Consider the following 16,510-nt stretch of genomic DNA (forward strand, 5'->3'; position numbering starts at 1 on the left):
ATTTATTTTTTTAAAATATTTTAAACACAACAACAACACAACACTATGAGCGACGCTATTAAACACGAATGCGGTATTGCTTTACTTAGATTAAAAAAGCCACTAGAATTTTACAAAGAAAAGTACGGAAGTGCTTTTTATGGTGTTCAAAAAATGTATTTGTTAATGGAAAAGCAGCACAATCGTGGTCAAGATGGTGCAGGTTTAGCAAGTATTAAATTAGATATTGAGCCAGGAAATAGATACATCAGTAGAATTCGTTCCAATCAAGCGCAACCTATCAAAGATGTTTTCGATCAAATTAATAATCGAATTAATCAAGAACTAGAAAATAATCCAGAATATATTGATGATGTTGCTGCTCAAAAAGCAAATATTCCATATGTAGGCGAAGTTTTCTTAGGACATGTTCGCTATGGAACTTTTGGAAAAAATAGTATTGAAAATGTACATCCTTTTTTACGTCAAAATAACTGGAAACACCGCAACTTAATTGTTGCAGGTAATTTCAACATGACAAATGTACAAGAGCTATTTAACAGTTTAGTAGATTTAGGTCAACATCCCAAACAATTAGCAGATACAGTAACCGTAATGGAAAAAATTGGGCATTTCTTAGATAAAGAAGTGACTCATATTTACAAAGATTTAAAACAAGAAGGATTTTCTAAAAAAGATGCTTCACCAGAAATCGAAAAGCGTTTAGATATTCACACTATTTTAGAAAAAGCTTCTAGAAAATGGGATGGAGGCTATGCAATGGCAGGTTTATTAGGTCACGGAGATGCTTTTGTAATGAGAGATCCAGCAGGAATTCGACCAACATATTTTTATGAAGATGACGAAGTTGTTGTAGTTGCATCTGAAAGACCTGTAATTCAAACTGTATTTAATGTTCCTTTTGAAGCTGTTCAAGAATTAGAGCCTGGTAACGCAATAGTTATAAAAAAGGACAATTCGGTAATAATAAAAGAAGTAAGAACACCAGTAATTAAAAAAGCATGTTCTTTTGAGCGCATTTATTTTTCAAGAGGAAGCGATGCAGAAATTTATCAAGAGCGTAAAATGCTAGGAAAATTAGTTTTTCCTCAAGTATTAGAAGCAATTAATTATGAAACTGATAATAGTGTTTTTTCTTACATTCCTAATACAGCAGAAACATCCTTTTTTGGGATGACAGAAGCGGCCCAAGATTTTTTAAATCAGAGAAAAACGAAAAGTATTTTAGATGCAGGAGCTTCAATTACAGAAGAAGAATTAAATGCAATTCTAAAAGTTAAAATTCGTACTGAAAAAATAGCAATTAAAGACGCTAAATTGCGAACATTTATTACAGAAGATAGTTCTAGAGATGATTTAGTAGCACATGTTTACGATGTAACTTATGGGGTTGTAAAACCAGAAGATCATTTAGTAATTATTGACGATAGTATTGTTAGGGGAACTACTCTAAAGCAAAGTATCATTAGAATGATGGATCGATTAAACCCTAAACACATTGTTGTAGTTTCATCGGCACCTCAAATCCGTTATCCAGATTGTTATGGTATCGATATGGCTCGTTTAGATGGATTTATTGCTTTTCAAGCAGCTTTAGAACTGCTAAAAGATAGAGGAATTTATCAAGAAACAATTGATGCGGTTTATAAAAAATCTAAAGCACAAGAAAATCTGCCAGATACTGATGTGGTTAATTTTGTAAAGGAAGTTTATGCTCCTTTTGCAGATAAAGAAATATCTGCTAAAATAGCGGAAATGCTAACACCAAAAAATACAGGCGCAAAAGTGAGTATTATTTATCAAACGGTTGAAGATTTGCATAAAGCTTGTCCTAAAAATTTAGGCGATTGGTATTTTACTGGAGATTATCCAACACCTGGTGGAAACCGTGTGGTTAACAAAGCTTTTATTAATTTTTATGAAGGAAATAACGCTAGAGCTTATTAAAAAATGCGGTTAATCGATTTTTTTAGAAGTTCAACAAATTTTTTAGATAGAATATAAAATCCGCCATACTTTAGCCTTACCAGAAAATTAGTAGGTTAAGTTTTATGGTAGATTTGGGGCAAAAAGGGTGAAAGTAATATTTCACCTTTTTTATTTGTTATAATTTTAGTAAAAATGACATGTTTTTGTGTCGTTTATCGATTTTTTTAGAAGTTCAACAAATTTTTTAGATTGAATACAATATCCGCTATACTTTAGCTCTACCAGAAAATTAGTAGGTTAAGTTTTATGGTAGATTTGGGGCAAAAGGGTGAAAGTAACATTTCACCTTTTTTTTAAATATTAGTTAATTGGTACAAAAAAGGCGACAAACTTTTTAGTTTGTCGCCTTTTTTAATTTATTTGTAACTGATTATTTTTCAGTAGCAAATCTTCTTGTAACTTCTTCCCAATTAACTACATTAAAAAAAGCTTCAATATAATCTGGTCTTCTGTTTTGGTAGTTTAAATAATAAGCGTGTTCCCAAACGTCTAAGCCTAAGATTGGAGCTCCACCACAACCAATTCCTGGCATTAATGGATTGTCTTGGTTAGCAGATGAACAAACTTCTAATTTACCACCTTTGTGAACACATAACCAAGCCCAACCAGAACCAAATCTAGTTGCTGCAGCTTTAGCAAACTGAGCTTTAAATTCTTCAAATGAACCGAAATCTCTTTCAATAGCTTCAGCTAATTCACCAGTTGGTTTTCCACCACCGTTTGGAGACATAACTGTCCAAAATAAATTGTGATTGTAAAATCCGCCACCGTTATTTCTAACAGCTCCATTGTTCATATCTAAGTTAATTAAGATATTTTCAATTGTTTTGCCAGCCATATCAGATCCTTCAATAGCAGCATTAAGATTTGTAGTATATGCGTTATGATGTTTTGTATGGTGAATTTCCATAGTTCTAGCATCAATATGTGGTTCTAATGCATCATATGCATATGGTAATTTTGGTAATTCAAAAGCCATGATATTATATTTTTAGATTAGTAATATTTTTCCCAAATTTACAAATTAATGTTTGCAATTGGAAATAGATACTTTTTATAGTAGTATAATTAAGATAAATATAACATTTTGAAATCACATTCATTTACTATATACAATGCTTCGGCAGGTTCGGGAAAGACTTTTACACTTGCTAAAGAATATTTGAAAATTCTTTTTTTATCGCCTAATGACGATGCTTATAAAAGAATTCTAGCCATCACTTTTACTAATAAAGCAGTAGAAGAAATGAAAAGTAGAATTTTAAATAGCTTGTTGGCTTTTTCTAAAGATGTGGTAGATGATGATTTTCAAGATTTATTAGAAGCTATTCATATCGAAACTGGTTTGTCGTTTGCAACAATTAGAGATAAATCGAAAGCAATTGTAAAGAATATTATTCATAATTATTCTTCATTTGGAATTTCTACTATCGATAAATTTACTTTAAAAGTAATTCGTTCATTTGCTCAAGATTTAAATTTACCTTCAAATTTTGAAGTTACTTTAGATACAAAATCGCTTTTACAGGAAGCCGTTGATTTGGTAATTTCAAAAGTAGGAGAAGATGAAGAACTAACTTCTTTTTTAGTTGATTTTTCTAAAACAAAAACAGATGAAGATAAAAACTGGGATATTTCTTATGAATTGTATGAAATAGCCGAGTTACTTACAAAAGAAATTCACGCGAAGGAAGTAAATCAATTAGATGGAAAAACGTTCAATGATTTTGTTGAAGTTAGATTAAAATTAAAACATCAAAAAGAAGCACTAGAGAATGAAATAATTGAAATTGGATTAAAGTCATTAAAACTTATAGAAGCCAATTGTGTTATAAATTCTTTTTATCGTTCTTTAGTTCCAAACTTTTTACAAAAAATTGCTTCAGGTAATTTATCTATCAATACCACTGTTGTTAAATATTTAGACGGAGAAAGTTCAAGATACTCTAAAACTACTTCAGCGGCAGATAAAAATTGGATTGACGATAATGCTATCTATATTTTAGATCAAATTTTAAAAATAAATGAACTTGTAGGGAAACTTTATTTCTACAGTGCATTTCAAAAAAATATTACACCATTATCTTTATTAAACACAATTAATAAAGAATATAAAAAAATACAAGAAGAGCAAAACACATTATCAATTGCCGATTTTAATAAAATTATTTCCGATGAGATTCAAGATCAACCATCGCCTTTTATATATGAAAAGTTAGGCGAAAAATACCGTCATTTTTTATTGATGAGTTTCAAGATACATCAGAAATGCAGTGGAACAATTTAATTCCGTTAATAGATAATGCGCTTTCTTCCGAAGACAATGGAATTAAAGGAAGTTTAATGTTAGTGGGCGATCCAAAACAATCTATTTACAGATGGCGTGGTGGAAAAGCAGAGCAATTTATAGAATTAAGCAAAACACAAAATCCATTTTCTAACAAAGACAAGTTAGTAGAAAATTTAAAAACAAATTATAGAAGTTATAGTGAAGTTATAGATTTCAATAATAAGTTTTTCCATCATTTAGCCAATCAATTCGAGAATTTAGATTACCAAAAATTATATAAAGAAACTTCCATTCAAGAAGAAAATAATAGAAAAGGCGGTTATGTAAATTTATCTTTTATTTCAACTGAAAATGAAGAATTTTATGATGCCGAGGAGGAAGATTTGAGTTATAAAAATAAATTGTATCTCGAAAAAACTTTAGAAACTATTGAAAAGTGTCTAGAAAATGGATTTCAATTAGGTGAAATTGTTTTACTTACTCGAGCTAAGCGAGAAGGTGTTTTGTTGGCCAATTTTTTAACCGAAAAAAATATCCAAATTTTAACGTCTGAAGCTTTAATGTTACAAAATGCTACTGAAGTTAGACTGTTGATTTCGGCTTTAAGGTTTTTAAACAATCCAAACGATTTAGAATCAAAAGCTATGATTCTGTATTTTGTGGCCAAATATTTCCAAAAAGAATTACCTGTTCACGATTTCATAGTTCATAATTTAAGATTAACCGAAGCTGAAACTGAAGCCAATTTTAAAAATCTTGGAATTTCAATTTCGTTTAAAACGTGCCGAACAAAATCTTTGTATGAAGTTGTTGAAATTTTGATTAATGCTTTTCTAAAAGAGAAATCAAATAATTCTTATGTGCAATATTTTCTTGATTTGGTTTTAGAGCGCGATGCTAAAAACAAATCGAGCGTTGCCGATTTTATAGATTATTGGGATAAAATTGGTTTCGAAAAAAGTATTCCGTCTCCAGAAGGAACAAATGCCATTAGAATAATGACTATTCACAAATCTAAAGGTTTAGAATTTCCGGTTGTAATTTATCCTTTTGCCGAAGAAGATTTTTCTAGAAATAAATCTGATAAAATTTGGATTGATTTTGAAGAAAGTAACGAATTCGATTTACCTAAAGCTTTAGTAAATAAAAATAAAGATGTGATAAATTATGGCGAAAGTGCACAATTGGTTTTTGAAAAAGTAGATCAAGAGCAAAAATTCGATACTATAAATGTTTTATATGTTGCCTTAACAAGAGCTAAGGAGCAATTGTACATTATTTCTAATAAAATTGTTTCTAAAAAAGGTGTAATTAACGAAAAGAATTTGTCCTATTATTTTCTAGAATATTTAATGTCGGTTAATAAGTTTAATGACAATATTTTAGAATATGAGTTCGGTTCAAGTAAAAGAATTTCGATATATAAAACTAAAGAAAGTCTTCAGCAAAACATTCTTAATGTTGAGAACAAATTAGAGTTTAACCAAATTAAAATTGCTCAAAAAGAAGCTTTGCTTTGGGGAACTGCTCAGCAAGAAGCGATAAATTATGGGAATACGTTACATGAAATTATGGCTTTAATTTACAGTAAAAATGATGTTGAGGTTGCTTTAGAAAAAAACATAGAAAATGGCGTTATAACTATAAATGAATCAAAAGCTTTTAGAAATACAATTCAAGAAATTATTAATCATCCAGAATTAGAGTCTTTTTTGATGGAAAGAATAAGGTTTTAAATGAGCAATTAATTTTAGATTCCGAATTTGGTAACCTAAAACCAGATAAAATTGTGATTCAAGGAACCAATGTTTTAATTCTTGATTATAAAACAGGAGAATTTTCAGATAATCACAAAAAACAGTTAGAAAAATACGCATTAACATTGCAGAAAATGAACTTTAAAGTAATTAAAAAAGTATTAGTTTATACAAACCAATCGATACAAGTAGTACTTTTGTAAAAACAAAACCAAATTATGTACGGAAAAATCAAACAACACTTACAACAAGAGATAGAAACCATCAAAGAAAATGGTCTTTATAAAAAAGAGCGTATCATTACTTCGCCACAAGGGGCAGAAATTACGATATCAACAGGAGAGAAAGTTTTAAATTTTTGCGCTAATAATTATTTAGGGTTGTCGTCACATCCTGAAGTTGTTCAAGCAGCAAAAGATGCTTTAGATACACACGGATTCGGAATGTCGTCTGTACGTTTTATTTGTGGAACTCAAGATATTCACAAAGAATTGGAGCAAAAAATTGCTCATTTTTATGGAACTGAAGATACAATATTATATGCTGCTGCTTTTGATGCCAATGGTGGTGTTTTTGAACCTTTATTAGGAGAAGAAGATTGTATTATTTCTGATAGTTTAAATCACGCATCAATTATTGATGGCGTTCGTTTGTGTAAAGCGGCTCGCTATCGTTATCAAAATAATGACATGACCGATTTAGAAGCACAATTAATAGCTGCTTCAGAAAAAGGTCATCGTTTTAAATTAATTGTTACAGATGGAGTTTTTTCTATGGACGGTTTAGTAGCTCCATTGGATAATATTTGTGACTTAGCAGATAAATATGATGCCATGGTAATGGTAGATGAATGCCATGCTGCTGGTTTTATTGGCGCAACAGGAAAAGGAACATTAGAGGCTAAAGGTGTAATGGGTAGGGTAGATATTATTACTGGTACACTTGGAAAAGCTTTAGGAGGAGCGATGGGAGGATATACAACTGCTAAAAAGGAAGTTATTGAAATTTTACGTCAGCGTTCTCGTCCTTATTTGTTTTCAAACTCTTTAGCACCTTCAATTGTTGGGGCTTCTTTAAAAGTTTTTGAATTATTAGAAAAAGATACTTCACTACGTGATAAATTAGAGTGGAATACAAACTATTTCAAAGAAGGAATGAAAAATGCTGGTTTCGATATTATAGATGGCGATTCTGCAATCGTACCTGTAATGTTATATGATGCTAAGCTTTCTCAAGTAATGGCAGATGAACTATTAAAGAAAGGAGTTTATGTAATTGGATTCTTCTATCCAGTTGTGCCTCAAGGTAAAGCTAGAATTAGAGTACAATTATCGGCTGCTCATGAAAAAGAACACTTGGATAAAGCTATAAGTGCATTTACTGAAGTTGGTAAAATGTTAAAAGTCATAAATTAAATTCACTCTTGTTGTATAATTTTTAACAAAACTTTTTTGATTTAAAAAAAAATACTACATTTGTGCTAATTATAACGCATTGTAATTAAATTTAGTAAAGTATGAAACAACTTAAATTTTTTGCTGCTGCTTTAATGTTTGCTGGTTTTACTGCGCAAGCTCAAGATAGCAACAACCCATGGGCAGTATCGTTTGGTGTAAACGGTGTTGACACAAAAATTAGTGCTGAAGGTAATGATAAACCAAATTTTGTACAGTTAGCTAATGCTAACAAAAACTGGAATATTTTACCATCAGTGTCTTATTTAACTGTATCAAGATACGTTGGTGACGGATTTTCTTTCGGATTAACGGGATCGGTTAACAAAATTGACAGATGGATTGAAAGAGTTCCTGGTACTGAGTCTACTGACATGGTTTACAATCCAGGTGACTTATCTTACTATGGTGTAGATGCTACTGTTAAGTATAGCTTTTTAGAAATGATTGGAACTAAATGGTTAGATCCATCATTACATTTAGGTGGAGGTTACCAATTTGTTGGTGATGCTTCTGCAGGTACTGTAAACGGAGGTGCTGGGTTAACTTTATGGTTTACTGAGCAAGTAGGTCTTAATTTTACTACAACTTATAAACATTCTTTTGATGACAATAGAATGCCAAACTTAGACGTTCCTACTCATTTCCAACACATGTTAGGTCTTACTTTCAAATTTGGTGGTAAAGATACGGACGGTGATGGTATTTATGACAAAGATGATGCATGTCCTGAAACTCCTGGTTTAGTTGAGTTCATGGGATGTCCAGATACTGATGCTGACGGAATCGCTGATAAAGATGATTCTTGTCCAGATGTAGCTGGTTTAAAAGAATTCAATGGTTGTCCTGATACTGATGGTGACGGAATCATTGATTCAGAAGATGCTTGTCCTGAAGTAGCTGGTACTAAAATCATGAATGGTTGTCCTGATGCTGACGGTGACGGTGTTGCTGATAAAGATGACAACTGTCCTCAAGTTAAAGGTCCAAAAGAAAACGGTGGTTGTCCTTGGCCCGATACTGATGGTGATGGTGTAAATGATAAAGATGACAAATGTCCAACAGTTGCTGGTACTGTAGCTAACAATGGATGTCCTGAAGTTTCTGAAGAAACTATTAAAAAATTAAATGATTATGCTAAAACAATATTATTTGATTCAGGTAAATCATCTTTCCAAAAACAAACTTTCCCAGTTTTAGAAGCTATTACAGCTATCTTAAAAGAATATCCAAATGCTAACTTCTCAATCGAAGGGCACACTGATAGCCAAGGTGCTGATGCTTTAAACCAAAAGTTATCTGAAGCTAGAGCTGCTGCTGTTAAAGATTACTTAGTAGAGCACGGAATTTCTACAGCTAGATTATCTTCAGTAGGTTTTGGTGAGTCAAAACCAATTGACACAAACAAAACTGCAAAAGGTAGAGCTAACAACCGTAGAGTTGAAGTTAAATTAGTAAAATAATTTAATTAAAATATATCTAAAGAAAACGCCCCAATTAGGGGCGTTTTTTTATTTTTATAAAATGAATAATACAAATACATTCTTAGATCAATTAACCGCTAGTTTTTTAAAAGACTTTAATCTTTATAAAGATCAATTAACTATCGTTTTGCCTAATAAGAGAGCAAAAATATTTTTATTAGATAAAATAAAAAATAATGCATCGCAAACAATTTTTGCTCCAATCGTTATTAGTATTGATGAGTTAATTCAAAATATAGCTCAAATTAGAGCAATTGATTCTGTTGAGTTGTTGTTTGAATTGTACCATGTTTATTTATCTTTAAAATTAGATGAAACCAATCAGTCTTTTAACGAGTTTACAAAATGGGGTAAAACATTAATTCAAGATTTTAATGAAATAGATCGATATTTAATTGATCCAAATTATATATTTTCTTATTTATCGGAAATAAAGGCTTTAGAAAGGTGGGATTTAGACGCTGAGAATAAGACAAAACTGATAGATGACAACTTTGTTTTTTGGAAAAAATTACCTACATATTATCATAATTTTTACAAACATTTAAGAGTTAAAAGAGTTGGTTATCAAGGGCTTATTTATAGAGAGTCTGTTTCGGCTTTAGAAAAATTTATTGAAGAAACGAATAGATATTATGTTTTTGCTGGTTTTAATGCATTAAATAATGCGGAAGAAATCATTGTACAGAAGTTTTTAGAAACGGAAAGAGCTAAAATTATTTGGGATATTGATGAATATTTTTTGCTGAACGATCATCACGATGTGGGTCTTTTTTTAAGGAGATACAAGAAAGATTGGAAATTTTATAAATCACATCCATTTGATTATATCAATCAAGAGTTTCAAAACAAAAAAAATATTGAAATAATTGGTACTCCAAAATCTATTGGTCAAGCTAAAATTGCTGGAAAAATTATAGAAGATTTAATCAATAGTGGAAGTAGTATTGAAAAAACAGCTATAGTTTTAGGAGATGAAAATCTATTGTTGCCGGTTCTTAATAATTTACCAAATATTGAAAGTGGATTGAATATTACTATGGGCTTTTCTGCTAAAAGTAATCCTATTCAATTGCTGTTAAATAATATTTTGAAGTTGCACATTACTGCTTTAAACAGAAGTAATTCTTCTTATACTTTTTATTATAGAGATGTTTTATCGGTTTTAAATAATGTTTTCGTTGAGCCTATTTTAAACGCTCATGAAGGAGTTAAATTTATAAAACAAAATAATTTTACTTTCTTTAATTATGAGACTTTTATTTCTATTAAAGAATTTTCTCATTGTGTTGAGAGTGATTTTTTTAAAGTTCTATTTCAACCGTGGAACGATACTACTATTCTTGATATTTTGAATCGATTAAAATTAGTTTTAGATTTTGTTAGAGAAGATCTTATTCTTGATGTCGAAAACCAAAGGATTAATATCACGTTTTTGCATTCGGTTTATAAAGAGCTTAATAAAATAATTTCTTATCAAGAAAGATACAATTACATTAATAATGTTGATGATTTACAAGTTGTTTTTAAACAAATTCAAGATTTAGCCGAAGTTTCTTTCGAAGGTGAACCTTTAACAGGTTTACAAATTATGGGTGTTTTAGAATCTAGGGTTTTAGATTTTGAAAATGTTATTATTACATCGGTAAATGAAGGAAAATTTCCTTCGGGGAAAGCGCAAATGTCATTTATTCCTTATGATGTAAAAAGAGAAATTGGTTTACCAACAAACAAAGAAAAAGACGCTATTTATAGTTATCACTTTTATCATTTATTATTTAGAGCCAAAAATGTTTATTTACTCTATAATACAGATTCTGAAGGAATTGATGCAGGCGAGAAAAGTAGATTTTTACAACAATTAGAAATTGAAACGTTACCACAACATAATTTAAAGAAAACAACTTACAACGCTGTATTGCCAGAACGAGCTTATGAAAAATTTGAAATTCTAAAATCAGATTTACTTTTAGAACGACTAAAAAGTATTGCAACTGAAAAGGGTTTTTCTCCTTCATCTTTGACGAATTTTATTCGCGATCCTAAACAATTTTATTTACAACGTGTTTTGAGTATTAACGATGTTGATGATGTAGAAGAAAATATTGCTGTGAACACTTTGGGAACAATTATTCATAATGCTTTAGAAAAATTATATACGCCTTTAGAACAAAGTGGAAAAGTAATTGATATTAGTGATATTGATTATATGATTTCCAAAATTGATCAATTGGTTGAAGAAGAATTTAAAATTGTTTATAAACAAGGAAATATTAGAAAAGGGAAGAATTTTATTGCTTTTGAAGTAGCAAAGCGAAATATTTACAATTTATTACAATTAGAAAAAGAAGCGGTGCTCAATGGGGAAGAAATTCAAATTTTAGCTTTAGAGAAAGATTTGAGTTATATTTTAAAGGATGAGAATTTACCTTTCGAAATAAAAATTGCTGGTAAAGTAGACAGAATTGAAAAAAGGAATAATAAAATCCGAATAATAGATTACAAAACTGGTAAGGTAGAAGCTAGAAGTCTAAAATTAAAAGATTTTTCCTTTTTAATGGATGAAATTAAAAATGATAAAATAATTCAGTTACTATGTTATGCTCTAATGTTATCATCAAATGATGATTTTAAAGACTATGAAGTAGAAGCTGGAATTATTTCATTTAAAAACCTTGGAGCTGGTTTTTTACCTTTCTTATATAATGATGATTCAAAAATAAGCGAAAGTGCTTTAAACGAGTTTAAAATAACTTTAATTGACCTTTTAAATAAAATTCTAAATCCAGATATTCCATTTTTGGAACAAATTAAGTAAAAACAAAAGGCTAGTAAATATTTACTAGCCTTTTACTTTTTTATTAAAATAATTGATTCTTAATAAATTACTTTTTCTGTTTTTACAATGCCGTTATTGTCTTTTACTTTTACAATTAAAGCTTGGTTCGCTTTTAAGATTGATTGTACAGCAAAAGTTTCTTTATTGATTGCGTTGTTTTGATATAAAACTCTACCTAAAACATCATACACTACAATTTCTTGAATTGTTTTACTTGACGAAACTTGAATTCCTTCTTCGTTTGTATAAATTGAAACATGGTTTTCTCCAACAACTTCATCTTGCGATAATGTTGATCTGTAAACCAATTCGAAGCGATTTTCGAAAACACCAGCAGTACTTGTAAAGTTATATGCCGATTGTTTTAAATCGTGAACAATGTTTAATTGATTGTCTTTTAAATATACATTTTGAGTGTCAAATAAGCCATCAAAAGTTTCAATTGCGATGTTGTAATTACCCGATTCTAGAACTTTTAATCCAAGAGGTACAATATCTTCATCGTTAAATGGCAATGCTTTACCTTGAATTACATAAGCTTCATTATTTAAAACTGAGTAAATCATTGGTTTAGTATTGTCTAAAAATTTACCATCAATTGTATTGTCAACAGCGTTTGTTGCACCTTCCATGTAACCTACAAGAATTTGGTTATAAGAAGTATTGTTATCATTTAAGTTTAACCAAACTCTATGTTTTTCAACTGGTGCCATCGTAGTAGCATTAGCTTGAGATGTTCTAAAGAATTGAGTACTTGCAACTGCATCTACACGCTGTGCATTGTTAAAGACGATTCCATCTGCAGCCGAAGCTTGAATGTAGAATCCTTGTCCTGTTTGAATAGTTCCATTTGGAACTTTAGCACTAGCAAAGGCAGCAGCACCTCCTAATGTTGTATACGAAGCAAAGTTGTTTTGAAGATATACGCCGCCACTTGCTGGAGTTGTATTGGTCCAGAAATAAAGTGCACTAATACTAGTGTTATCACTTAAGAAAATATCTGCATTCATAGGTGAAGCATAAGGATTTCCTAATAAATTGTATCCTGTACCAACACTTTGATTAACTATTCCATTAAAAGGAACGCCATTAAACTCTCCATTATATGCTGAAGGGGTAGATGAACGCCATGTATTATCCACACGAATCATATATCCTTTTCCAGCCACAAAACTATTAGTTGGTGTTACCGATTGATAAGCTGTTGGAGTAGTTGATCCTGTATATAAATATTCGTAGAAACGAGTAGCTACAGTATTTGGCGAAAAAGCCTGTAATTGTTGTGAAGCAACTGGTGAAGACCAAGCTGTATAATCTAAACGAATCATTGGAGATGAACTACGTTTTACTAAAATAGCACCAGTATTTACAGCAGTATCATCAATTTGACGTAAAGCAGCATTATTTTCAATTGTTAATAATGAACCAGCAGCAACATTAACTGCACCATTTACCACAAAAGTATGACCAGCATTAACTGTAACTTGAGCATTGTTAGTTACTGAAACAGAACAAGCTTCAATACTCGAACTTGAAGAATAATTACCCGTAAATGTTGCAGATTTTACTTTTGAAGGAGCTCCATTTGACCATGATGAACCATTCCATGTCGTACTGATTTCGCCACAAGCTACAATAGTAATGTTTACTACTTGGTTTCCAATCCATCCATTACCAGAATTCTTAACATCTACTGTCATAGTAGTAATATTACCTACAGATTCTGTATTAGTGTAAGTTAGATTACCATTATCAATATCTTGTTGAGTAAATGTATCGCCAATAACTAATATAACATTGTTAAGTTTTATTTCTCCAATATTTGGAAGTTCAACTAAAGTAAATACTTGTTGTGATGCAGACTCAGATGAAGTTGATGCAAAGATTTCAGAAGTTATAACTTGATGATATGTATTAGTTAATGTTACAATTCCATTGTTTACTAAATTTGGAACATTTGTAATAGGTGCTATGCTACAAAGATTTAAAGTCCAACTATCAATAATTCCATTATCACCATTATAAGGGTCGTTAACATATAATAACCAATTACCATTTGAGTTTACATTTTGAAAAGTACTCATAGGTTGATTAGGCTGTCTATTTCCAGTTAATGCAGGAACTGAGGTAGTACAAGTAATTGGTAAGCCGCCATCTATAAATTTAGCATTAATGTTGTCATTATCACCACAAGCTTCTTCTGCTAAAATAATATAATTGCCAACTGGGTCTTCTAGATATAATGTTAAGTCTTGAATGTATGTGTGATTTAGAATTAAATCCATATTTACATTACCAACAGTAAAATTATCTGGAACATTTACAGTTGAAATACTCCAGCCTGCACCCATTCCAATTCCTGAGTTATCTACTGTATTATTGATTACTACATCATTTCCTTGAGTATAGGAATAACTACAATTTAGAATTCCAGTTTGAAAAGCTTTTGGCGATGATGGATTTCCCGCAGCACATCTATTTGACGGCGTAACTCTCCAATAATAAACGGTTTGATCACTTAATCCGTTAACTTGAATTGAAGTTCCATTTTCTACTGAAGTATGAATTATATTACTAAAATTAGCATCCGTAGCTATTTCTAAAGTATAACTTTCTGCATTAGTATTACCTGTCCATGAAAGCGTTGGGGACGTTGAAATCCCTGTCGAACCGTTTGAGGGCAGATTTGTTATTTGAGGATAAGTTGTAAAATCTGAATGATAAATGGTTAAATATATCTTTCTATTTTCAGATTCTGATCCATTGTTTCCAATTATTTCTATTTCATAGGTTCCGGCTGCTACATTAGTTAAGTTACTTAATGTTACCGAAAAAGTTCCATCGGAGTTTATAGAATTTTGACTAAAACTTAAATTAGCACCTGTTGGTACATTATTGGCAGATAAATTTACAGATGCTCCACCAATTTTTTTAAAGCTAAAATTATAAACTGGATCTGGATCGTTTGAACAAACAGTTTGAGTATTCGCAGTTGTATTAAAAGTGAAATTTGAAGTTACCCCAGTAACAACTAATGAAAAAGCTTGAGGACCACCAACTAAAGTACCTTTGTGAGTAACAGTAATTGTGTAAACAGTTCCTGCAGTAGGAGTATCAACGTTAATACGCTCAACATTGTCTACGTTGTTATCACTATTTCTTGTTGCATTTGCTGTAGCGCTACTTTGTAAACGCCAAGGATAGTAAGTGTTTGAGGCTTGAGTAATTCTAATATCTAAATCGTTTGTTAAATCGGGTGTTGATTCGTTTAAAGTACCATTGTTAATTTTACTTGCATCAGGAGTGTCGGTCCAAGTTATTGATCCCAAAAGAGGTACACCACCACCTTGAGCAACAACTTGCATGGTAAATGTTTGTCCTTGATTTAAAGTTTCTTCGGAAATCCACGAAGTTAAACCATTATTTGTTATAGCTTCCGCACATGATTTTGCATCTAAAAATCCCCAACCATAATAAGCATCTGGTCCAGGTTTCCCTCTGTCGGTCGCAGTGTGACAAGCCAAACCTTTTAAAGTAGCAGCTTTCATAAAAGAGCCATTAACATTATAATAATGCTGTTGAATTAATGTTAAAGTACCTGTAACATTTGGGGCAGCCATTGAAGTACCAAGCATTGTTGTGTATTGTGATGTCGTTCCACCAGTTCCTGAACCATTTCCACATGAATATATTCCTGAGCCAGTTCCAGCACCATCGCCTGTTATATCTGGTTTAATTCTTCTATCTTCTGTAGGGCCTTGACTTGAAGACGAGTGAATAGTTCCGCCAGCTGTTATTGTACCAGTTGTTGTATTCACAGTAGCATCTTGAGCATTTGCTACGGTTAAAATATTTTTTGCAGTCTTATTACCGTTCAATTTATCATATCCGGTTGTTGTGGGACTAGGGTTTGTTGTAGTCCCATCATTTCCCGCAGACATTACTGGTAAATAATATGGGAAATTGTATGCAATAACATCCCAATTGTAGGAATCTTGAGTATAAGCGCCCATGTACCAAGCTCCAGGAACATTGGCAATTGGAACGCCATAGGAATGATTTGATAATAGCATACCATTCATAGCTTCTGAAATTGCTTCACTTTCATCATCATTCCAATCAAATGAACGAGCTGTAGCTTCGGGTGCCATTCCTTTTGCATCAGATCTACCACCAAAAGTTCCAGATGCAATTATGTTTCCCATTACGTGAATAGAATGAAAACTATTTGCATTTCTAGTAGTGCCATCAACCATTGTAATTCTTCCAGCATATTCCTGATGATTGTGAATAGGTCCACCGTCCCACATTCTTGGAACCATTCCTGAGCCTGTTAAATTTAACCCTAAACCACCACCAGATCTTAAAAAATCAACACGAGTGGATGTTGCGGCTTGTGCATTGTCAATTGAAAAATAAATAGGTTCGCCACTTGGCAGTAAATACATCAGTTCGTCAAAACTACCATCTTTGTTTTCTCGATATACTGGAATGTTATTTTTTTTGCAAAAGTTATTGCTTTTTCTTTGTCGGCTTTTTGTCTAGCTTTAACTTGTTTATAAAGTTCTTCTCCTTTTTTTAGATCATAATTAGCAATAATTTGTTTTACTTGCTCAGGAGTTTGAGATTTAACAAACTAGCTAATTAAGAAAAAAAACAATAAAATGTAATTTTTTATCATTTTTAAGCGGTTAGGT

The 16,510-nt window shown here is 31.3% G+C and carries 9 protein-coding genes; 7 read left to right on the plus strand and 2 right to left on the minus strand.

Annotation, left to right across the window (positions count from 1 at the left end):
* Positions 1-45: 45 nt before the first annotated feature.
* Positions 46-1,947: an amidophosphoribosyltransferase gene (locus GCU34_RS11200; protein WP_072782018.1), complete on the plus strand. Its 1,902-nt coding sequence runs from the start codon at positions 46-48 to the stop codon at positions 1,945-1,947.
* A gap of 412 nt (positions 1,948-2,359) precedes the next feature.
* Here the strand turns inward: GCU34_RS11200 and GCU34_RS11205 are convergent, their stop codons facing one another.
* A complete protein-coding gene (locus tag GCU34_RS11205; protein WP_072782016.1) occupies positions 2,360-2,968 on the minus strand; it encodes a superoxide dismutase in 609 nt (202 codons plus the stop codon).
* A 108-nt stretch (positions 2,969-3,076) separates the two neighbouring features.
* Between GCU34_RS11205 and GCU34_RS14135 the strand changes: the two genes are divergently transcribed.
* The 6 genes from GCU34_RS14135 to GCU34_RS11225 all read left to right on the plus strand — a co-directional run bounded on the left by GCU34_RS14135 (position 3,077) and on the right by GCU34_RS11225 (position 11,792).
* The gene (locus GCU34_RS14135; protein WP_394367530.1) at positions 3,077-4,276 is read left to right on the plus strand and encodes a UvrD-helicase domain-containing protein; all 1,200 of its coding nucleotides are present in this window, start codon (positions 3,077-3,079) and stop codon (positions 4,274-4,276) included.
* A complete protein-coding gene (locus GCU34_RS14440; protein ID WP_394367531.1) occupies positions 4,258-6,015 on the plus strand; it encodes a UvrD-helicase domain-containing protein in 1,758 nt (585 codons plus the stop codon). The genes GCU34_RS14135 and GCU34_RS14440 overlap by 19 nt, the downstream gene beginning before the upstream one ends.
* A 53-nt stretch (positions 6,016-6,068) precedes the next feature.
* Positions 6,069-6,239: a hypothetical protein gene (locus tag GCU34_RS14145; RefSeq protein WP_262884246.1), complete on the plus strand. Its 171-nt coding sequence runs from the start codon at positions 6,069-6,071 to the stop codon at positions 6,237-6,239.
* Positions 6,240-6,254: 15 nt separating this feature from the next.
* Complete coding sequence (gene kbl / locus GCU34_RS11215; protein WP_072782013.1) at positions 6,255-7,451, plus strand: glycine C-acetyltransferase; 1,197 nt, start codon at positions 6,255-6,257, stop codon at positions 7,449-7,451.
* 101 nt (positions 7,452-7,552) lie between these two features.
* Positions 7,553-8,953, plus strand: a complete 1,401-nt coding sequence (locus GCU34_RS11220; RefSeq protein WP_072782011.1) for an OmpA family protein — start codon at positions 7,553-7,555, stop codon at positions 8,951-8,953.
* A gap of 61 nt (positions 8,954-9,014) precedes the next feature.
* A complete protein-coding gene (locus tag GCU34_RS11225) occupies positions 9,015-11,792 on the plus strand; it encodes a PD-(D/E)XK nuclease family protein (protein ID WP_072782009.1) in 2,778 nt (925 codons plus the stop codon).
* A 59-nt stretch (positions 11,793-11,851) separates the two neighbouring features.
* Here the strand turns inward: GCU34_RS11225 and GCU34_RS11230 are convergent, their stop codons facing one another.
* Complete coding sequence (locus tag GCU34_RS11230; RefSeq protein WP_072782008.1) at positions 11,852-16,261, minus strand: S8 family serine peptidase; 4,410 nt, start codon at positions 16,259-16,261, stop codon at positions 11,852-11,854.
* Positions 16,262-16,510 lie beyond the last annotated feature (249 nt).

This window comes from Flavobacterium haoranii (genome assembly GCF_009363055.1).
GTDB classification, from domain to species: Bacteria; Bacteroidota; Bacteroidia; order Flavobacteriales; family Flavobacteriaceae; genus Flavobacterium; species Flavobacterium haoranii.